Annotated in this window: 19 protein-coding genes; 8 read left to right on the top strand and 11 right to left on the bottom strand. The window is 69.8% G+C overall.

The features are described 5' to 3' along the window. Window positions 1–16: 16 nt before the first annotated feature. The 3 genes from TSO352_RS03365 (at window position 17) to TSO352_RS03355 (ending at window position 1,943) form a co-directional block, all read left to right on the top strand. Entirely contained in the window at window positions 17–703 is a 687-nt protein-coding gene (locus tag TSO352_RS03365; RefSeq protein ID WP_199231470.1) for an ATP-binding cassette domain-containing protein, read from the top strand. A gap of 129 nt (window positions 704–832) precedes the next feature. Next, window positions 833–1,264 carry a DUF2946 family protein gene (locus TSO352_RS03360; RefSeq protein WP_247871878.1) on the top strand — a complete coding sequence of 144 codons (432 nt, stop codon included), beginning with the start codon at window positions 833–835 and terminating at the stop codon, window positions 1,262–1,264. Between the two features lie 136 nt (window positions 1,265–1,400). Further along, window positions 1,401–1,943: a copper chaperone PCu(A)C gene (locus TSO352_RS03355; RefSeq protein ID WP_109105951.1), complete on the top strand. Its 543-nt coding sequence runs from the start codon at window positions 1,401–1,403 to the stop codon at window positions 1,941–1,943. A gap of 246 nt (window positions 1,944–2,189) precedes the next feature. Here TSO352_RS03355 and TSO352_RS03350 read toward each other — a convergent pair whose 3' ends face one another. Genes TSO352_RS03350 through TSO352_RS03335 form a run of 4 tightly spaced genes read right to left on the bottom strand, consistent with a single transcriptional unit; the run spans window position 2,190 to window position 6,774 of the window. After that, window positions 2,190–2,558 (bottom strand): response regulator, encoded by a 369-nt coding sequence (locus TSO352_RS03350; protein WP_109105950.1) that lies wholly within the window; start codon window positions 2,556–2,558, stop codon window positions 2,190–2,192. After that, window positions 2,555–4,021 (bottom strand): HWE histidine kinase domain-containing protein, encoded by a 1,467-nt coding sequence (locus tag TSO352_RS03345; protein ID WP_109105949.1) that lies wholly within the window; start codon window positions 4,019–4,021, stop codon window positions 2,555–2,557. Before TSO352_RS03345 ends, TSO352_RS03350 begins: the two co-directional genes overlap by 4 nt. Before the next feature lie 13 nt (window positions 4,022–4,034). Then, a complete protein-coding gene (locus tag TSO352_RS03340) occupies window positions 4,035–4,508 on the bottom strand; it encodes a response regulator (protein WP_109105948.1) in 474 nt (157 codons plus the stop codon). A gap of 4 nt (window positions 4,509–4,512) precedes the next feature. Further along, window positions 4,513–6,774 (bottom strand): ATP-binding protein, encoded by a 2,262-nt coding sequence (locus tag TSO352_RS03335; protein WP_109105947.1) that lies wholly within the window; start codon window positions 6,772–6,774, stop codon window positions 4,513–4,515. Window positions 6,775–7,194: 420 nt separating this feature from the next. Between TSO352_RS03335 and TSO352_RS03330 the strand changes: the two genes are divergently transcribed. Then, window positions 7,195–8,169, top strand: coding sequence for a nitronate monooxygenase family protein (locus tag TSO352_RS03330; protein ID WP_109106647.1), 975 nt, complete (start codon window positions 7,195–7,197; stop codon window positions 8,167–8,169). 9 nt (window positions 8,170–8,178) lie between these two features. Here the strand turns inward: TSO352_RS03330 and TSO352_RS33105 are convergent, their stop codons facing one another. Continuing rightward, window positions 8,179–8,349, bottom strand: coding sequence for a hypothetical protein (locus TSO352_RS33105; protein WP_158284512.1), 171 nt, complete (start codon window positions 8,347–8,349; stop codon window positions 8,179–8,181). A gap of 264 nt (window positions 8,350–8,613) precedes the next feature. On the opposite strand from TSO352_RS33105, the gene TSO352_RS03325 reads away from it, so the two are divergent. From TSO352_RS03325 to TSO352_RS03315, 3 genes are read left to right on the top strand one after another with little or no spacing between them, the layout of a single operon-like run. After that, window positions 8,614–9,189 carry a sigma-70 family RNA polymerase sigma factor gene (locus tag TSO352_RS03325; RefSeq protein WP_109105946.1) on the top strand — a complete coding sequence of 192 codons (576 nt, stop codon included), beginning with the start codon at window positions 8,614–8,616 and terminating at the stop codon, window positions 9,187–9,189. Continuing rightward, window positions 9,186–9,614: a hypothetical protein gene (locus TSO352_RS03320; protein ID WP_109105945.1), complete on the top strand. Its 429-nt coding sequence runs from the start codon at window positions 9,186–9,188 to the stop codon at window positions 9,612–9,614. Before TSO352_RS03325 ends, TSO352_RS03320 begins: the two co-directional genes overlap by 4 nt. Further along, the gene (locus TSO352_RS03315; protein ID WP_109105944.1) at window positions 9,611–10,054 is read left to right on the top strand and encodes a periplasmic heavy metal sensor; all 444 of its coding nucleotides are present in this window, start codon (window positions 9,611–9,613) and stop codon (window positions 10,052–10,054) included. The genes TSO352_RS03320 and TSO352_RS03315 overlap by 4 nt, the downstream gene beginning before the upstream one ends. 78 nt (window positions 10,055–10,132) lie before the next feature. Here TSO352_RS03315 and nuoB read toward each other — a convergent pair whose 3' ends face one another. The 6 genes from nuoB to hyfB are packed head-to-tail and all read right to left on the bottom strand — an operon-like array spanning window position 10,133 to window position 17,365. Then, window positions 10,133–10,663: an NADH-quinone oxidoreductase subunit NuoB gene (gene nuoB, locus TSO352_RS03310; protein ID WP_109105943.1), complete on the bottom strand. Its 531-nt coding sequence runs from the start codon at window positions 10,661–10,663 to the stop codon at window positions 10,133–10,135. A gap of 10 nt (window positions 10,664–10,673) precedes the next feature. Further along, window positions 10,674–12,254 (bottom strand): nickel-dependent hydrogenase large subunit, encoded by a 1,581-nt coding sequence (locus tag TSO352_RS03305; RefSeq protein WP_109105942.1) that lies wholly within the window; start codon window positions 12,252–12,254, stop codon window positions 10,674–10,676. A 22-nt stretch (window positions 12,255–12,276) separates the two neighbouring features. Further along, complete coding sequence (locus TSO352_RS03300; RefSeq protein WP_109105941.1) at window positions 12,277–13,713, bottom strand: hydrogenase 4 subunit F; 1,437 nt, start codon at window positions 13,711–13,713, stop codon at window positions 12,277–12,279. After that, a complete protein-coding gene (locus tag TSO352_RS03295) occupies window positions 13,710–14,375 on the bottom strand; it encodes a hydrogenase-4 component E (protein WP_109105940.1) in 666 nt (221 codons plus the stop codon). Before TSO352_RS03295 ends, TSO352_RS03300 begins: the two co-directional genes overlap by 4 nt. A 3-nt stretch (window positions 14,376–14,378) precedes the next feature. Beyond that, the gene (locus TSO352_RS03290; RefSeq protein WP_199231469.1) at window positions 14,379–15,323 is read right to left on the bottom strand and encodes an NADH-quinone oxidoreductase subunit H; all 945 of its coding nucleotides are present in this window, start codon (window positions 15,321–15,323) and stop codon (window positions 14,379–14,381) included. After that, a complete protein-coding gene (hyfB, locus tag TSO352_RS03285) occupies window positions 15,320–17,365 on the bottom strand; it encodes a hydrogenase 4 subunit B (protein WP_109105939.1) in 2,046 nt (681 codons plus the stop codon). The genes TSO352_RS03290 and hyfB overlap by 4 nt, the downstream gene beginning before the upstream one ends. Window positions 17,366–17,768: 403 nt before the next feature. On the opposite strand from hyfB, the gene TSO352_RS03280 reads away from it, so the two are divergent. Further along, window positions 17,769–20,144 (top strand): Tex family protein, encoded by a 2,376-nt coding sequence (locus TSO352_RS03280; RefSeq protein WP_109105938.1) that lies wholly within the window; start codon window positions 17,769–17,771, stop codon window positions 20,142–20,144. Window positions 20,145–20,147 lie beyond the last annotated feature (3 nt).

Below are 20,147 nucleotides of genomic sequence, written 5' to 3'. Positions count from 1 at the left end.
CAAGCGCTTCGGCGCGGTGGAGGCCCTGCGCGGCCTGACCATCGCCGCGGCGGCGGGGGAGGTCGTGGCGCTGGTCGGTCCCAGCGGTTGCGGCAAGACGACGGCGCTCGGCATCGTCGCCGGGCTCGACCACGACTTCGACGGGTCGGTTACGGTCGGGCCGCGGCCGGATGGGGGGGCCGCCCGGCTGGGCTACGTGTTCCAGGAACCCCGGCTGCTGCCCTGGCGCACGGTGCGCCAGAATCTGGCGCTCGCCCTGCCCAGGCCGCAACGCAAGGGGCCGGCGGTCGACGCCATGCTGGCGGCGCTGGACCTCACGGCGCTTGCCGATCGTTTTCCGACCCAACTCTCACTGGGCATGGCGCGGCGGGTGGCGCTGGCGCGCGCCTTCGTGGTGGAGCCCGACCTGCTGCTGATGGACGAACCCTTCGTCTCGCTGGACGAGCCGACGGCGCTGAAGCTGCGCGCCCTGCTGGTCGGGCTGCTCGACCGTCGGCCGGCGACGGTGCTGCTGGTCACCCACAATCTGCGCGAGGCGCTGGCGCTGGCCGACCGCCTGTTGCTGCTGGCGCCGTCGCCCGGCCGCGTGGTGGCGGAGGTGCCGGTCGCCATTCCCCGTGCCGACCGCGACGACGCGGCGATCGAGGCGCTGCGTGGCGCTTTGCTGGCACGGCCCGAGCCGGCCTTCCGCCTGCTGGCCTGAAGCGCCGGCCCCGACGACCCTTTGAAGGGTGTGGGTTCATTTGCCGCTCGTCGCGGCCGATGCGCCGCGCTATCGTGGCCGCACGCCGGGCTCCGCGTCCGGCACCGTCATGAGGGGCAGCGGGCCGGTATGGTGTTCAGCCGGGTGACAATGCGGCGGGTGCGGCGGCTCGGCCTGATGGCCGGGGTGGCCGCGCTGTTGCTGCAGGTCATCGCCTGGGGCTGGATGCCCTCGATCGTCGGCACCGCCCGCGCCGGTGACGACTCGACCGTCCTGATCTGCTCGGTCGATGGGCTGAAATCCGTCATCCTCGACGCGCAGGACGATGGGGCGGGCGATGCCGCCGCTCCGTCCGGCACGCCTTCGAAGCCGTCGCCCTACGGGACCGGCCACTGCCCGCTGTGTCCGTTGATGTCCGGGCTGGCCCTGCCGCCCCCGCCGACGTCGATCGGGCCGACGCTTGCCGAGGCGCGCGATTCCCGGCCATTGCCCGGCGAGCGGATCGCCGCCGGCTGGTTCCTGTCGACCCTTCAGGCCCGCGCGCCACCGGCGCTCGGCTGATTTTTCGGGCCGCGTCCGTCCGGATTGGGCGGCGCCTTGCCTGTTTCCCTCATTCGAAGCCCGCGCCGCGGCCCGCCTACCCGAAAGTCTGGGGCGGCCGGCTGGCGCATCCGCAATCCGTTCCCGGAGAACACCCATGAATCGCCGCATCCTCGGCATCGCCACCGCTTTCACCCTGCTCGGCGCCGGTGCCGCCTGGGCGCACGCCTACAAGGCCGGCCCGATCGAGATCGACCATCCCTGGGCCCGCGCAACCGCGCCGTCCGCCCCCAACGGCGGGGCTTTTCTGTCGCTGACCAACACGGGGACGACGGAAGACCGTCTTGTCGCCGCCTCCACCCCGGTGGCCGAGAAGGCTGAACTGCACACCCACATCAACGACAACGGCGTGATGAGGATGCGGCCGGTCGACGGGATCGCGGTCGGCCCCGGTGCGCCGGTCAAGCTGGCGCCGGGCGGCCTGCACGTGATGCTGCTCGGGCTGAAGCAGCCGCTGGTCAAGGGCGCGCACTTCCCCCTGACCCTGCGCTTCGAAAAGGCCGGCAGCGTCGAGGTCGAGGTGGCGGTGGAAGGGGCCAGCGAAACCAAGCCGGCGGAGCACATGTCCGGGATGGGCGGTCCCATGGGCGGCAACGCGCACGGCACGATGCACGGCGCCGGCCAGCACCAGACGCAGTGATGGCAAGAGGCCGCCGGTGGGGTGTCCCGCCGGCGGCCTTTTCGTTCCGGTCGCGGTGCCGTTGCTTGGCGGCCACGGCGCCCAGCTCGGCGCCGGTCACCGCGGCGATGATCGCCAGCACCGACAGGGCGCTGGGGAGGCCCGAACTGATGCCCCCGGTCGGGATGAACCAGGAGGCGGGGATGCCGGCCCGCGCTGCGCCGTGCGGAACGGGCGAGGGGGAGGGCGTGAAGAAGGGTGCCGCGCTCAACGCGGGCGGTGGCGGGCCAGGGCGTCGATGATGTCCTGGTCGCGGAACGGCTTGGCGATCACCGGGCGATCCCGGTGGGTGTCTGGCAACCCCTCCGCCCCATGGCCGGTGGTGAAGACGAAGGGAATGCCGGCGGCGGCGAGCCGGTCGGCCACGGCGTCGACCCGCTCGCCGCGCAGGTTGACGTCCAGCAGCGCGATGTCGAAGCCGCCGGCGTCGATCATGACGAAGGCCGCCGCGACCGATCCGGCTGGGCCGAGGCAGGTCACGCCCTGGTCGACCAGCACGTCTTCCAGGCTCATCGCGATCAGCGGTTCGTCCTCGACGATCAGGACGGTGAGGTCGGTCAGGGGCGCGTTGGTCACTGGGGGCTCACTCGCGAGGACAGGGGGATCACCAGTCGGCATTGCACACCGGCCGGCTCGAAGGCAAGCGCCACCTCGCCCTCCAACTCGTGGACGAGGCCGCGTTCGATCAGCCGCGATCCGAAGCCGCGCCGGATCGGCGGCACCACCGGCGGTCCGCCGCTCTCCCGCCAGCGCAGGGCCAGCGCCCCACGATCGCCCGTGGCAGCGGAGGCGACCTCCCATTCAAGGTCGACGCGGCCGTGTTCGACCGACAGCGCGCCGTATTTGGCGGCGTTGGTCGCCAACTCGTGGAAGGCGAGATGCAGCGACACCGCGACGCCGGTCGCCAGCGTCACCGGCGGCCCACCGACACGGACGCGGCCGGCGTCGACGTGCGGTTCCAGCGTCAGGGCGGCGATCTCGCTGAGCGAGGCGCCCTGCCACTGCCGGCGGGTCAGCAGATCGTGCGCCTGGGCCAGCGCCCGCAGCCGCGACTGGAAGGCGTCGGGGAAGGCCTCCGGCGTCGGGGCGGCGCGCAACGTCTGCTTGGCGATCGACTGCACCATCGCCAACGTGTTCTTGACCCGGTGGTTCAGCTCCTCCAGCAGCAGAAGCTGGCGATCCTCCGCCTTCTTGCGTTCGGTGACGTTCAGGGAGACGCCGGCAAGCCCGGTGGCAATGCCGTTCTTGTCATAGACGGCACGACCGCGGACCTGCACCCAGTGGAGGCTGCCGTCGGGCCAGATCGTGCGGTATTCGATGTCGAGCGGGGAGCCATTGGCGACGGCAAGGCGCACCGCCGCCTGCTGGTGTTCGCGGTCGTCGGGATGGACGCGCATCAGCAGCGCGTCGTAGGTCGGAAGCTCGGACGGGTCGCTCAAGCCCAGGTTGGCGGCGCAGATCGCCGACACCCGCAGCCGGTTGGTCGCCAACGTCAACTCCCACGAGCCGAGCCGCCCGGCCTCCAGCGCGAAGCGCAGCCGCGCCTCGCTCTCGGCCAGCGCCTGGCGCTTGTCGGTCAGCTCGTTGCGGTCGCGCGCCTCGACCAGGGCGCGGCGGACCACGACCTGCAGCCGCTCCATCCGCAGCTTGACCACGTAATCGGTGGCGCCCTTCTTCAACGCCTCGATGGCGTTCTCCTCGCCCAGCATGCCGGACACGAAGATGAAGGGCACCCGCGGCAGCCGCTCGCGCGCCACCGCCAGCGCCGACATGCCGTCGAAGTCGGGCAGGTCGAAGTCGGACAGGATTAGGTCGTAGGGGCCGCCGTCCGTGATCGCGTCGACGAAGGCCTGTCGGGTATCGACCCGGTGGACGTCGAAATCATGGTCGTCGATCAGCAGCAGGTGCTCGCGCACCAGATCGGCGTCCATGCCGTTGTCCTCCAGCAGCAGGACGCGGCAGGGAATCGGCAAGGACAGCTCGGGACGCGCGTCGTCCACGCGCTTCGGTCCGGCCGGCGGCATGAGGATCTGGCCCATCGGCGTCCGTCCGTCAGCCGCCACGGGGCCGCCGCGGGTGGCAACCCGGCGGCGGCTCGTTCAGGATGGCCCAGAAGCTGCCGATGTCGCGGATCGCGTCGAAGAACTCCTTGAAGCCGACCGGCTTCACCACGAAGGCGTTCACCCCCAGACGATAGCTGCGCACCAGATCCTGCTCCTCCTTGGAGGAGGTCAGCATGACGACCGGGATGGCGCGGGTGTTCTCGTTGGCCTTGATCCGTTGCAGCACCTCGATTCCGTCGACCTTCGGCAGCTTGATGTCCAGGATGATGACCGCCGGGTATTTGACCACCGACGGAACCGCCACCGGCTCCGGCCCGTCCGGGAACAGGTAGGACAGCGCCTCCGCCCCGTCGCGGGCGACGACGATGTCGTTGGCGAGCTGCGCCTCGGCGAAGGCCTCCAGCGTCAGTTCCAGGTCTTTCGGGTTATCCTCGACCAGCAGGATCGGCTTCAGCTCGGCCATCGGCCTACCTCGATTCGGCGGCGGTCGGCCGCGGCAGGGAGAAATGGAAGGTCGCACCGTGGTCGAGCCGGCCTTCGGCCCAGACCCGTCCGCCATGGCGCTCGACGATGCGGCGGACGTTGGCGAGGCCGATGCCGATGCCCTCGAACTCTTCTTCCCGGTGCAGCCGCTGGAAGACGCCGAACAGCTTACCGGCATAGGCCATGTCGAATCCACGGCCATTGTCGCGCACGTAGAACTCATACGCCTCGGGCGTGGTGTCGCAGCCGACCTCGATCTCCGGCTCGGCGCGGTCGCGCGAGTATTTGATGGCGTTGGACAGCAGGTTCTGCACCACCAGCCGCAGCATGGTCGGGTCGCCGGTGACGGTCGGCAGTGGGTGGACCGTCCAGCGCACCACGCGGTTGCCCAGCTCCGGCGCCAGGTCCGGCTCCAGCAAATGGCGGACGTCCGCCACCAGAGAGCCGACATCGACCTCGACCCGCGCCAGCGTCGTCCGGCCGAGCTGCGAGAAATGCAGCAGCCCGTCGACCAGCGTGCCGGCCGAACTCGCCGCCTCGATGATGCTGTCGAGATAGTGGCGTTCGCGCTCGTTCAGCTTGTCGGCGGCGCGCGACCGCAGCAGCTCGGCGTAGCTGGTGACGTGGCGGAAGGGGGCGCGCAGGTCGTGCGACACCGAATAGGAGAAGGCGGCCAGCTCGCCGTTGCTGCGGCGCAGTTCCTCGTTCAGCGCGGCCATCTCCTCGGCCTTGCGCAGCACGATGCTGACGATGGCGTTGCGGAAGTCGGCGGCCGCCTCGGCCTCGCCATGGCGCCAGGGCAGGGACTGGCCGCGCACCGTCTCCTTCCACGCCTCGAACGAGCTGCGGGGCGACAGTCGGCCGGTGGGATCGAGCGGCTTGTTCGGGTCGCCGGCCCATTCGATCGAGCGGAGGACCTCCGGCCGGAACCACATCAGGTAGCTGGGGTGCAACTGCGAGATCGAGATCGCCAGCAGGCCGCAGGCCGTGACGTCCGGATTGCCCGCCCCATCGTCGGCCACCGCCGGCAAATCCTCCGGCAGGGCGTGGCTGGCGAACAGGTCCTTGACGTCCCGGCCTGCCAGTTCACCGGCGATGGCCTCCACCACCGCCTGTGGCGGGGTGCGGCCGATCAGGCGGCAATCGCCGTCGAACAGGATGGCCGCCCCCTCGGCGTTGACCAGCGCCAGCAGGTCGTCGGGATCGGCGGCCAGCCCGTCGACGAAGCGCTCCGCCGCCGCCATGTGGGCCAGCAGGCGGGCCTGGATGCTTTTCGAGCGGATGCGGTGGTCGGCGTCCTCCGCCCGTTCCAGCGCGATCATCTGGCTGGACAGCACCTGCCCCAGCAGGTCGCAGGCGGTGCGCACCGCGAAGGACACTTGCCGCGGTTCAGCGTGATGGCACGAGATCAGGCCCCACAGCCGGTCGCCGTCCATCACCGAGATCGACATCGAGGCGGGGGTGCCCATGTTGCGCATGTATTCCAGATGCACCGGCGACACGCTGCGCAACACCGAGAAGGTGAGGTCCAGCGGCCCGTCGGCCGTGCCGGGCGCCCCGCCGGGTGCGAGGATCGGCACCGGGCGGTAACGGGCGTCGGCGATCAGCCGCAGGCGGTTCAGCGCGTAGAGCCGCCGCGCCTGCTGGGGAATGTCGGAGGCCGGGAAGCGCAGGCCGCGGTAAGAGGGCAGGCGACCGTTGCCGTCCTCGGCGATGACGGTGCCGTTCCACTGCTCGTCGAAACGGTAGATCAGCACACGGTCGAAACCGGTCAGCGCCCGCACCTCGGCCGCCGTCAGCTCCAGCAGTCCGTCGAAGGACGTCGCCGCCTGCATCCGTCGGATGCCTTCGCGCAGGTGCGGGTAGAGCGCCTCCAGCGTGCCGACCCCGGCGGCGGTCAGATGATCCTCCAACTCCAGGATCACCAGATCGCCGGAGCGGTGGGCGATCGCCTGATGGTCGCCGCCGCGACGCAGGCGCAGCAGATCGAGCTGAACCGGCTCGGCCGGCGCGCTGCGCAGTCCCTGGATCAGCGCAGCCAGCCCGTCGGCGTCGATCACCTCGTCGATCGGTTGGCCAAAGGCGGCCTCCAGCGGCCGGTTCAGCACCGCGCCGGCGTGGGCGCTGGCACGGACGAGCCGCAGCGTCGCCGATTCCATCGCCAGCAGGTGGCCATGCGGCTGGATGCTGCCCGGGATGTGGATCGGTTCCCGGGCGCAGGCGTCGAGGTCAAAGCTGCCGGCCATGGTCTGCGGCCATGGCTGCGATCCGGATTCTGGCGTCACGATCGTCCTTATGCTCGTCTCGGTTCCCAAGCCCGCTGGGCCCCAAGTCCGCCGGGCCCGGATTCTGAATGGGCCCAATCCACAAGGGTTCCCGGAAACGCGTCCGACGATCGTCGACGGTATTCCGCGCCATGCGCGATGTAGAACCCTTTCCCTGACGTTGCGGTCATCGGGGCTGCACGTTATTCATCAGACCCTATACTGTCATTATCATAGGTGAAGTTTTCCAGCCCTTCGCCAGATTTTTCTTTCGCTTCCGCTTTGCTCATAGATCGAAGATCATATACCGATCCCCATGGATCTCCAGGCTATAACGGAACGGAAAACGCAAAACCCCCGCAAGACGGGCAGGGCAGGGAGGGACCACCCATGACGACGGCCATGAACACCGCTGTGACGCGCCTGCTGGGCATCGACTATCCAATCGTCCAGGGCGGCATGCAATGGGTCGGGCTGGCCGAACTGGCGTCGGCGGTGTCGAACGCCGGTGGGCTCGGCATCCTGACCGCGCTGACCCAGCCGACGCCGGAGGATCTGGCGCGGGAGATCGCGCGCTGCCGGACGATGACCGACAAGCCGTTCGGCGTGAACCTGACCATGCTGCCGGCGATCACCCCACCGCCCTACGAGCGCTATCTGGACGCGATCATCGACAGCGGCGTGACCATCGTCGAGACGGCGGGAAACAGCCCGAAGGCCTTCGTCGAGCGGATGAAGGCCAGCGGCGTCCGCATCCTGCACAAATGCACCAGCGTCCGCCACGCGCTGAGCGCCGAGCGGGCCGGGGTGGACATCATCAGCATCGACGGGTTCGAATGCGCCGGGCACCCGGGGGAAGACGACATTCCGGGGCTGGTGCTGATCCCTGCGGCGGTGCGTGCGCTGCGCATCCCGGTGATCGCGTCGGGTGGCATCGGCGATGGGCGCGGCATGGCGGCGGCGCTGGCGCTGGGCGCCCAGGGCGTGAACATGGGCACCCGTTTCCTCTGCACGCGCGAGGCGCCGGTGCATGACGCCATCAAGCAGGCGCTGGTGGCGGCCAGCGAACGCGACACCAACCTGATCTTCCGCAGCCTGCGCAACACCGCGCGCGTCTTCAAGAACGCCGTGTCGGACGAGGTGGTGGCGATGGAACGCCGCCCCGGCGGTGCCGCGTTCGAGGAGGTGCGGCCTCTGGTCGCCGGCCAGCGCGGACGGGCGGCCCTGCAATCGGGCGACGTCCAGGCCGGCGTGGTGTCGGCCGGCATGGTGGTCGGCCTGATCGACGACATTCCGACCTGCGCCGACCTGATCCGGCGCATGGTCGCCGACTGCCGCGACCATCTGCGCCGGGCACTGGATCTGATGGCAGGGTAGGGGCAAACGTCAGAAGACCAGCTTCAGGATTCCGGTGACGACCAGAAGCCCGATGATGAAGATGATCAGAATCGCCCAGCCGAAAATCTTGAGCATGGAGACTGTTCCTTCGTCTGACGGCCCCGTCGGGCGGCCTGGTGTTCGGTGGACGCATCCGGCATCCGATGCCGCCGCGCCCATGCTTGGATGAAACCGGCGACGCCCAGGTTTGGTTCCCCGGATTCCCGCGTGAGGGGTATGGGGAGCATCCGCAACCCGCAGCCGGGGCATGGCGGAGACTGTCCGGCCGATGGCGCAGAGAAAACGCATAAGCATTCTTATGGAAAACTTGGAGGCGCCTGAGCCCGGAGAATGGACGACAAAAAATTACGGCGGCAGGCGCAGGACTCCTTGCCCAAAGTCGTATAATCCAATGACAGCAACCGGGAGCGGGCGGAATACGGCGTGGAGCCTACCGAGGACACGGTAACCGACGAGGCGTTGATGGCGGACGCCGCGGCCGGTGACCGTAAGGCGTTTGGAACACTCACGCGCCGACATCTGCGCCGCAGCATCGCCTTGGCCCAACGGGTTGTCGGCAACGCCGCCGACGCCGAAGAGGTCGCGCAGGACGCCTTCCTGCAGATCTGGGCCAACGCCGACCGCTGGCGTGGCGACGGCACCCGATTCACGACGTGGCTGTACCGCATCGTGGTGAACCGAGCCATCGACTACAAGCGGCGGCGCAGTTTCGCTCCCCTCGATGCGGCCGACGAGATCGCCGATCCGGCCTGGAGCGCCGAGACGGTGATCGACGGCCACCGGATCGGGGCGGCGGTGGACGCCGCCATCGCCGCCCTGCCCGAACGGCAGCGGGCGGCGCTCAGCCTCTGCTATCATGAGGAGATGACGTGCGCTGAAGCTTCGGAAATACTTCAGGTGTCCGTTTCGGCTATGGAAAGTTTGCTCGTCCGGGCGCGCCGCGTGGTAAGGGCCCGGCTTCAACCCCTGATCCGTCAGAAGGACGGTGTACGGTCATGACGCTCAAAGAGTTCAAACGCTACGCCGCGGCTTACGGCGCGAACATGGACCGCTGGCCGCGCTCCGCCCTGCCCGAGGCCTTGGCCTTGCTGGACGGCTGCACCGAGGCGCGCGACACGCTGGCCGACGTTGCCGTCACGGATGCGCTCCTTGATGCCGCCTCGGCCCCCGTCGTGTCGTCCCGCCGCGAGGCGCAGGTCTACGACCGCATCGCCGCCTGCCTGGCCGAACGGGTCGTTCCCGACTTCGTGCCATGGTTCCTGTCCCGGCCGCCCTTCCGTGCCGCGCCGCTCGCCGGGTTCCTGGCGACGATGGCGGTGGTCGGGTTTCTGAGCTACAGCCAGGGCTTGGTATCCTTTCAAAAAACGACCACGCCCAGCCTGTCCGGCGTGATGATCGTCAGCTATCTGGGAGACGCGCGATGACGCCGTCGATCCGGCGCCGGTGGCCCTGGTTCCTTCTGATCGGTTCCCTTGCGCTGAACATGCTGGCCGGCGGTTTCGTCGTCGCCCACGCCTTCGGCCCTCCCCCTCCCCCGCCGGGCCCCGAACACGCGCTGGAGCATTTCATCGACCGCATCTCCAGCCGTCTGTCGCCGGATGACGCCGCCATCGTGCGCAAGGCGATGGACGACGCCCGGCCGATGTTCGTCCGCATGCAGGTCAGCCGCGAGGAGTTCATCCCGCGCCTGCGCACCGAGTTGATGGCGAACCCCTTCGACCCGAACCGGGTGCGGGCGCTGTTCGACGGCATCCATTCGGCCGACGAGAAGCTGCGGACCGACCTGGACGCCCGCGTCGTCGACACCCTGTCCCGTCTTTCCCCGGAAGGCCGCCTGCGTCTGGCTGAGAGCCGCCTTCCCTGATCCTTTCGGTTTCCGACCGGCGGCAGGACTTTCGGGGATCCAGGCCGGGGTGGCGTGTCCGCCCCGGCCCTTTTTTGTTCACCGTGGCCGTTCCGCCGCCGTGGTTTCCAGCAGGGCGAGCAGCCCGGACAGCAGTTCGACCGGGCGCGGCGGGCAGCCGGGGATGCGCAGATCGACCGGCAGCACCGCCTCCACCGGCCCGACACAGGCGTAGGATCCGGCGAACACCCCGCCGTCGATGGCGCAGGCACCGCAGGCCACCACCCATTTCGGGTCCGGCGTCGCGTCCCAGGTGCGGCACAGCGCGTCGGCCATGTTCTTCGTCACCGGGCCGGTGACCAGCAGGACGTCGGCGTGGCGTGGCGAGGCGACGAAGCGGATGCCGAACCGTTCCAGATCGTAGAGCGGGTTGTTCAGCGCGTGGATTTCCAGCTCGCAGCCGTTGCAGGACCCGGCGTCGACCTGCCGGATCGACAGGCTGCGGCCCAGCCGGGCGCGGGACCGCGCGGCGACGCGGGCGCCCAGATCGGCCAGCGTGTCGGCGCCCGGCACCGGGGCGGCTTCGGTCACCGGGCCGCCGGTCAGCGAACGCAGGATGTGCTTCAGCATCGGCTGCCCCTCACAGATCCTGGCCGGAATAGGACCCGTTGAACGATTTGTTGCACAGGGGGAAGTCGGCGACGATGTTCCCCTCGATCGCCGCCTCCAAGAGCGGCCACTGGAACCAGGACGGGTCGCGCGGGTGGCAGCGGTCGATGGTGCCGTCGCCGGCCAGCCGGACCCAGGTCATGATCTCGCCGCGGAAGGATTCCACCAGCGCCATGCCCTCCCCGCCCCGCTCGGGAAGCCTGGGCAGGACCGGCGGCGGCACGATGCCGTCCGGACCGCGCGGCACCCCGGGCATGCGGCGCAGGATCTGGTCGATCAGCGACAGGGACTGCTCCACCTCGCGGATGCGGATCCAGACGCGGGCGTTGACGTCGCCCTCCGTCAGCACCGGCACCTCGAAGTCGAGGTCGGTGTAGGGAGCGTAGCCGGGCGACCGCCGGGCGTCCAGCCCGCGTCCCGAGGCCCGGCCGACATACCCCCCGGCGCCGAAACGCTGGACCAGACCGGTCGAGACGATCCCGGTCGACACCGTGCGGTCGTTCAGCGACGCCTTGCCGTCGTAGATCGCCACCAGGGGCGCGAAGCGGCGGCGCAACTCGGCCGTCAGGTCGGTCAGGCGCCCGCGCCCGCTCTCGGCGATGTCGGGGGTGACGCCGCCGGGCACCACCCGGTCCATCATCAGCCGGTGGCCGAAGCACGCGTCGGCGGCGCGCAGCACCACCTCGCGCAGTTGGCCCATCTCGGCCAGCATGAAGGCGAAGGCGGCGTCGTTGCAGATGGCGCCGATGTCGCCCAGATGGTTGGCGACCCGCTCCAGCTCCGCCATCAGGGCGCGCAGCCAGACCGCGCGCGGCGGCGGCTCGATGCCCAGCGCCGCCTCCACCGCGCGGGCGAAGGCGATGGCGTGGGCGACGGTGCTGTCGCCGGACAGCCGGGCGACGATTCGCGCCGCGTCCGCCGGGGTCTTGCCGCGCATCAGCCCTTCCACGCCCTTGTGGACGTAGCCCAGCCGCTCCTCCAGCCGCACCACCGTCTCGCCGTTGGCGGTGAAACGGAAATGGCCGGGTTCGATGATGCCGGCATGGACCGGGCCGACCGGGATCTGGTGCAGCCCCGGCCCCTCGGCCGGCAGGAAACGGTAGGGTGGCTGCTCCTGCGGTCCAGGCGCCGTGGTGATAACCGGCTCCGCGGCCAGCGGGTGGCGCGTCCCCCATTTGCCGTGGTCGAGCCAGGGACGGTCGTCGATCGACTGCCCGGCCACCGCGCGCTCGGCCACCAGCCCGAACAGGTCCTGCGCCATGCGCTCCAGCCGGATCGCCGCGGGACGCACCCCCGACAGGCTGGGGAAGCGACGGTCCGGGCAGGGCAGGCTGACCACCGCGACATCGCCCGACAGATCCTCGCGCAGGGCGGTGTGCACCGCCGCCGCCTCGCCCCACAGGCCGAGCAGCGACCAGCCGTTGCCGCCGAGATGCTCGATCAGCAGCCGCCAGCCGACCCGGTCGGTGACGAAGCGCGGCCAGGGCCGGTGCCCATCGACCGGACGGCCGATGCGGCCCAGCAGGCCGAACAGGGGTTCCTCGCCGTACATGCGCCCTCTCCTCCCCTCGGCCCTAGCCCAGCAGGGCCGCGACCGTCCGGAACCAGCCGACCAGAGGTCCCGGCAGCCACACCCCCGCGGTCAGCACCAGCGCCAGATGGGCGTAGAGCGGCGCCAGCGTGCCGTGCAGCGGCGCCGTCTCCGCCAGCGGCGCCCCAAAGCAGAGCTGTTGTGCCCGCAACACCAGCGCGCCGAAGGCGATCAGGATGCCGGCGGCGAGCGCCAGCGCCAGCGCCGGCTGCGCCGCGACGCCGCTGGTCACCAGCAGGAACTCGCTCATGAACACGCCGAAGGGCGGCAGGCCGGCGATGGCGACCACCCCGGCCAGCAGGCCCCAGCCCAGCGCCGGATGGCTGACCGTCAGGCCGCGGATGCCGGCCAGCTTCTGCGTGCCGGTCACCTGCACCGCGTGGCCGACGGCGAAGAAGATCGCCGACTTGGTCAGGCTGTGCATCGCCATGTGCAGCAGTCCGGCGAAGTTGGCCAGTGGCCCGCCCAGCCCGAAGGCGATGGTGATGATGCCCATGTGCTCGATCGAGCTGTAGGCGAAGAAGCGCTTTACATCGCGCCGCCGGTACAGCATCGGCCCGGCCAGCAGCAGCGACGCCAGCCCCATCGTCACCATCAGCGGCCCCGGCGCCAGTGCCGCCCCGTTCGCCGCCAGCAGCATCTTGAAGCGCAGCACCGCGTAGAGCGCCACGTTCAGCAGCAGCCCCGACAGCACGGCGGAGATCGGTGTCGGCCCCTCGGCGTGGGCGTCCGGCAACCAGGCGTGCAGCGGCGCCAGCCCGACCTTGGTGCCGTAGCCGATCAGCAGGAAGACGAAGGCGAGGTTCAGCAGGTTCGGGTCGATGCGCGCCGCCGCCTCCTGAAGCGCGGTCCAGGTCATCGCCGGCAGCCCCGGCCCCATCACCGGCTGGGCCGCCATGTAGATCAGGATGGTGCCGAACAGCGCCAGCGCGATGCCGACGCCGCACAGGATGAAGTATTTCCACGCCGCCTCGATCGCGGCGGCGGTGCGGTACAGGCTGACCATCAGCACGGTGGTCAGCGTCGCCCCCTCCACCGCCACCCACAGCACGCCCAGATTGTTGGCGGACAGCGCCAGCAGCATGGTGAACAGGAAGGCTTGGTACATCGCGTGATAGAAGCGCAGCTTGCGTGGCGTCAGCGTGCCGCTGTCCACCTCGTGCCCGATGTAGCCGGCGGAGAAGACCGCGGTGGTCAGCCCGACGAAGGCGGTCAGCACGATCAGCGCGATGTTGAAGGCGTCCAGCACCAGATAGACCGTAGCGCCCGCCGGCGCGGCGAACAGCGCCAGCGCCGCCAGCAGCGTCAGCCCGCTGGCGCCGATGTTCAGCCGTGCCGCCAGCCGCCAGTCCGGCACCAGCGCCAGGGCGGCGGCCGACAGCAGCGGGGTCAACAGGACGACGTGCAGAAAGGGGGTCACTCGCCGCTCTCCCCGCGGAAGCTCTCGATCCGGCGCATGTCCAGCGTCTCGAACCGCTCGCGGATCTGGAACAGGAAGATGCCGAAGATGATGAAGGCGACCATGACCGAAAAGGCGATCGACATCTCCACCACCAGCGGCATGCCGGCGACGCCGACCGCGGCCAGGATCAGCCCGTTCTCGATCGACATGAATCCAACGACCTGGCTGACGGCGTTGCGGCGCGAGATCATCATCAGCAGGCCGAGCAGCACCACCGACAGCGACAGCGCCAGATCCTCGCGCGTCAGCGCCGTCGCGCCTTCCGTCACCGGCAGCACCAGCAGGATCGACAGCGTGACCAGCGACACGCCGGCCAGCATGGTCAGCCCGATGCCGAGCGCCGGTTCGACCGTGCGCTGGATGTTCATGCGCTGGACGATGCGGTGCAGCGCCACCGGGATGGCGATCGCCTTCAACGCCAGGGTCAGCACGGCGGTGATGTAGAGGTGGGGGTCGTCGTGGGCGTAGGCCTGCCACGCCGCCGCCGCGGCCAGCGCCAGCGCCTGCACGGTGAAGACGTGCAGCAGGGCGAACAGCCGGCGCTGGTAGAGCAGCGCGAAGCTGGTCATCAGCACCAGCGTGCCCAGCAGATGGGAGGCGTCATAGGCGATGTCGATCATGCGTCACACCCCCCGCGAGACGTAGAGGAAGATCGCGCCCAACAGGCTGAGCAGCAGCGCCCCGCCCAGGAACTCGCCCACCCGGAACACCCGCATCTTGGCGACCGACGTCTCGAACAGCGCCAGCCCGGCGCCGGCCACCGCCAGCTTGGCCAGGAAGCTGAGCAGGCCGGCCAGCAGGCTGCCGCCCTGCCCGGTCGCCAGCCCCCAGGGCACGAAGATGCAGGCGATCAGCGCGACGTAGAGCAGCAGCTTCAGCATCGCCGCCGCCTCCACCAGCGCCAGGTGGCGGCCGGAATATTCCAGGACCATCGCTTCGTGCACCATGGTCAGTTCCAGATGCGTCGCCGGGTTGTCGATCGGGATGCGGGCGTTCTCGGCGATCGCCACCATCACCAGCGCGATCAGCGCCAGCGCCAGCGAAACGCGCAGGCCGACCATTCCCGAAGTCATGAAGGCGGCGATGTCGGCCAGCGACGTGCTGTGGACCAGCACCGCCACCGAAAAGACCATCATCAGCATCGCCGGCTCGGCCAGTGCGGCGATCATCATCTCGCGCGACGACCCGATGCCGCCGAAGCCGGTGCCGATGTCCATCCCCGCCAGCGCCAGGAAGAAGCGCGCGGTGCCCAGCAGCGCGATCAGCGCGATCAGGTCGGCGGCCGGGGCCAGCGCCAGTTGGGTGGTGAAGACCGGCACCAGCCCGGCGGCCAGCCAGATGGCGGTGAACATGGCGTAGGGCGTCGCCCGGAACAGCCAGGAGGCGTTGTGCGCCAACACCACCTCCTTGCGCAGCAGGCGCAGCAGGTCGCGGTAGGGCTGCAGCAGCGATGGTCCGCGCCGGCCGAGCAGCCGCGCCTTCACCAGCCGAACCCAGCCGGTCAGCGCCGGTGCCAGCGCCAGCACCAGCAGCATCTGGACGATCTGGTAGAGGATGGCGGTGATCATGACCGCACCACCGCGACCAGGATCAGCACGACGACCAGCGCCGCGAACATCAGCGTCAGGTAGCGGCGGATGGTGAGGAACTGCAGCACGTTGACCCGCTCCGTCAGCCAGTCGAGCGCGGTGCCGACCGGCGTGAACAGGAAGGTCCAGGCCGGGTCGCGCCAGTTCACCGTCAGCCGCGCCGGGCGGGTGTCGCCCGGTTCCGGCATCGACACCCGGTCATGGGCGTTCAACAGGGTGCCGCCGAAGGCGCGGCGGATCGGCTGGTTGAAGCTGCTGGCGCTGTATTGCGACAGGGCACCCGGATCCGGCTCCTCGTGGCCACAGCCCCAGGCGGTGGACCAGCGCACCCGGTTGGAGGCCCAACGGTGGATGACCAGCACAAGCACGGCCGACAGGACGGCGATGACCACCAGCAGGACCATGCCGTTGTAGGAGTTGCCGACGGCCGAGGTCGGCGCCAGCCAGAACCAGGGCTGGTAGGCGCGGTCGTCGAACGGCCCAGCCTCCACCATCGCGCGGACCGCCGGGCCGAACAGGCGGATCAGCGGCGTCGGCAGCACGCCGATGGCGACGCACAGCGCCGCCGGTATCAGCATGGCCGCGCGCATCGCCGTACCGACCTCCCGCGCCTGCGCCGCCTCCGGCGACCGCGGGCGGCCGAGGAAGGCGATGCCGTAGAAGCGCACGAAGCAGGCGGCCGCCAGTGCCGCCGCCAGGGCGACCGCGGCCCCAACCACGGCGATGCCGATCTTCGACGACCATTCCGGCAGGGCCGGCGCGTTCAGGATCGCCTGGAACAGCATCCATTCGCCGACGAAGCCGTTCAGCGGCGGCAACGCCGAGATCGCCGCGGCGCCGATCAGCGCCAGGACCGCGGTCGTCGGCAGCCGGTGGATCAGCCCGCCCAGCCGGTTCAGGTCGCGCGTGCCGGTGGCGGTCAGCACCGCGCCGGCGACGAAGAACAGCAGGCTCTTGAACAGGGAGTGGTTGGCGATGTGCAGCAGCGCCGCGCTCATCGCCAGGGCGGCGATGACCGGCGTGCTGCTGGCCTTGAACACCAGCGCCAGCGCCAGCGCGATCAGGATGACACCGATGTTCTCGATGGTGGAGCAGGCGAGCAGCCGCTTCAGGTCGTCCTGCATCAGGGCGTACATCACCCCCATCACCGCGGTGATCGTGCCGGCCGCCATCAGCGCCCCACCCCACCACCACGCGGGCGGCCCCAGCAGATCGAAGGCGACGCGGACGATGGCGTAGACCGCCACCTTGGTCATCACCCCCGACATCAGGGCGGAGACATGGCTGGGCGCCGCCGGATGGGCGAGCGGCAGCCAGACATGCAACGGCACCAGCCCGGCCTTCGACCCGGCGCCCAGCAGCACCAGCAGCAGCACCAGGGCCGCCATGCCGTCGCCCGGCGCGTGCTGGCGGATGGCGTCGAAGCGCATGTCGCCCGGTCCGCCGGCGAGCAGGCCGAAGGCCAGCATCAGGCAGACCGTGCCGACGCTGGCCATGATCAGGTAGAGCTTCGCCGCCGCCGGCGTTTCCGACTCGCGGTGGGTCGACAGCACCAGCAGCCAGGAGGTCAGCGACATGAACTCCCACGACACCAGGAAGGTGAAGGCGTCGGCGGCCAGCAGCACAAGGCTCATGCCGGCCAGGAACAGCGGGAAGAAGGGCAGAACCGGTCCCGACGGGGCGTGATGGGGATCGGTATGCTGGTGGGTGTGCGCCCGCTCGTACCCCCAGCCGAACAGGCTGGCGGTCACGCCGCCGCCATTCACCACCAGCAGGAAGAAGGCCGACAGCGCGTCGGTGCGCAGATGCGCGCCCATCCAGGGCAGACCGACCGGCAGCACCAGCGCCGCCGGCTCGGCGGCACCCGTCGCCAGCGTGGTGATCGCCCACAGCACGGTCAGCCCGCAGGCGACGGCCGTCCCGCCATAGACGGCGGTGGCGACCCAGCCACGTCCGCGCGCGGCGACAGCCATGAGCGCTGCGCAAAACAGCAGCAGGACGGACGCGAGTGGAACTGCCAAGGTTCTACGCCGAATGGATTAAACCGGATACATTGTAAGGAAGTTGCCCGGGGCTTTGGCAAGGAGAAAAACAATGTCAGCGTTTCGCTTTTGTCCCCCCAGCCCGGCTGAAACCGGCCAACTGTGCCCAAAGAAAAGGCGGCCGTGCGACTGTGTCGCAGGCCGCCATCAGTTTGGTTCGGGAGGAAACGCAACCAAGTTGCAAGCAGAGGTATAGGGTCCACATGGTTAACGCCCGGTGAACAGAGCAAGGAAATCGACCCCTACCACCTTTTTGCGAAAAACCACGACTCAGCGGAGGCCGCCCTGCCCTCTGCCCAATGCCGGGGTGGCGCCGCCCTGCCCCGACGCGCTATGAGAGACGCCCTCATCGTTCGTCATCAGCCAGCCGGGTCCCTGCCTTATGCTGTCCATCAGCCAGCGCATCGCCGACGAATTGTCGGTCCGCGAGTCCCAGGTCGCCTCCACCATCGCCATGCTCGACGAGGGATCGACCGTCCCCTTCATCGCGCGCTACCGCAAGGAGGCGACCGGCGGCCTGGACGACACCCAGCTCCGCACCCTCGAAGAGCGGCTGGGTTACCTGCGCGAGCTGGAGGACCGGCGTGCCACCATCCTGTCGACCATCCAGGAGCAGGGCAAGCTGACGCCCGAGCTGGAGCGCCAGATCAGGCAGGCCGACACCAAGACCCGGCTTGAAGACCTCTACCTCCCCTACAAGCAGAAGCGTCGCACCAAGGCCCAGATCGCCCGCGAGGCCGGGCTGGAGCCGCTGGCCGATGCGCTGCTGTCGAACCCGACGACGCAGCCCGACGCGGCGGCCGCCACCTTCGTCGACGCCGACAAGGGGGTCGCCGACGTCAAGGCGGCGCTGGACGGCGCCCGCCACATCCTGGTCGAACGCTTCGGCGAGGACGCCGAGCTGGTCGGGCGCCTGCGCACCGCCATGGCCGACAAGGGCGTCGTCACCTCCAAGGTGATCGAGGAGAAGAAGGCGGAGGGCGCCAAGTTCTCCGACTATTTCGACTTCTCGGAAAGCTGGGCCAAGCTGCCGTCGCACCGGGCGCTGGCGCTGTTCCGCGGCCGGGCGCAGGGCGTGCTGGACATCCGGCTCGACCTGCCGGTCGATGAGGGGCAGCCGCACCCGGCGGAGGGCAGCATCGCCGCCCACACCGGCATCCGCGACCAGGGCCGGCCGGCCGACAAGTGGCTGTCCGACGTCGTGCGCTGGACCTGGAAGCTGAAGATCGGTCCGCACATCGAAACCGACCTGATGGGCGCCCTGCGCGAGCGGGCTGAGGACGAGGCGATCCGCGTTTTCGCCCGCAACCTGCACGACCTGCTGCTGGCCGCCCCGGCCGGCCAGCGCACCACCATCGGGCTGGACCCCGGCATCCGCACCGGCGTGAAGGTGGCGGTGGTCGACAGCACCGGCAAGCTGGTGGAAACGACGACCATCTACCCGCACCCGCCGCGCAACGACTGGGACGGCTCCATCGCCGTGCTGGCCGCGCTGGCGCATCGCCACAAGGCGGAGCTGATCTCGATCGGCAACGGCACCGCGTCGCGCGAAACCGACAAGCTGGCCGCCGACCTGATGAAGCGCCATCCCGAGCTGTCGCTGACCAAGCTGGTGGTCAGCGAGGCCGGCGCCTCGGTCTATTCGGCGTCGGAAACCGCGGCGCTGGAATTCCCCGGCCTGGACGTCAGCCTGCGCGGCGCGGTGTCGATCGCCCGTCGCCTGCAGGACCCGCTGGCCGAGCTGGTGAAGATCGAGCCGAAGTCGATCGGCGTCGGCCAATACCAGCATGATCTGGCCGGCGGCAAGCTGGCCCGCTCGCTGGACGCGGTGGTGGAGGATTGCGTGAACGCCGTCGGCGTCGACCTCAACACCGCCTCGATCCCGCTGCTGACCCGCGTGTCGGGCCTGAACGAGACGATCGCCCGCAACATCGTCGAGCACCGCGACCGCAACGGCGCCTTCCGCTCGCGCAAGCAGTTGCTCGACGTGGCGCGGCTGGGGCCGAAGACCTTCGAGCAAGCCGCTGGCTTCCTGCGCATCAGCGACGGCGAGAACCCGCTCGACGGCTCCGCCGTTCATCCGGAAGCCTATCCGGTGGTGCAGCGCATCGTGAAGACGACCGGCCGCGACCTCGGCAGCGTCATCGGCGACGCCCGTTTCCTGCGCGCGCTCAGCGCCGAGGACTTCACCGACGAGCGGTTCGGCGTGCCGACCGTCGAGGACATCATCAAGGAGCTGGAAAAGCCCGGCCGCGACCCCCGGCCGGAGTTCAAGACCGCCACCTTCAAGGAAGGCGTGGAGCAACTGAAAGACCTTCAGCCCGGCATGATGCTGGAGGGCGTGGTGACCAACGTCACCGCCTTCGGCGCCTTCGTCGACATCGGCGTCCACCAGGACGGGCTGGTCCATATTTCGCAGCTGGCCAACAGCTTCGTGAAGGATCCTCACACAGTGGTCAAGGCCGGCGACGTGGTGAAGGTGAAGGTGCTCGAGGTCGACATCCCCCGCAAGCGCATCGCGCTGACCATGCGGATGGGGGAAGAGGCCCCGCGTCCGGCCCGCCGGGAGGAGCGCCGCGACGACCGCCGTGACGACCGGGGTCCGGCGCGTCCGCCGCAGGGCGAACGGCGTGATGGCGACCGCCGTTCCGCGCCGCCGGCGCAGAAGGCCGCCCCGAAGCCGGCGAAGGCGCCGGAACCGGTCAACAGCGCCTTTGCCGAGGCGTTCGCCCGGGCGCAGGCGGGCAAGAAGAGCTGAACG

Source organism: Azospirillum sp. TSO35-2 (assembly GCF_003116095.1).
In the GTDB taxonomy this organism is placed as follows: Bacteria; Pseudomonadota; Alphaproteobacteria; order Azospirillales; family Azospirillaceae; genus Azospirillum.
The sequence above is the reverse complement of the archived record's forward strand: the minus strand, read 5'-3'. Positions and strand labels throughout refer to the sequence as shown.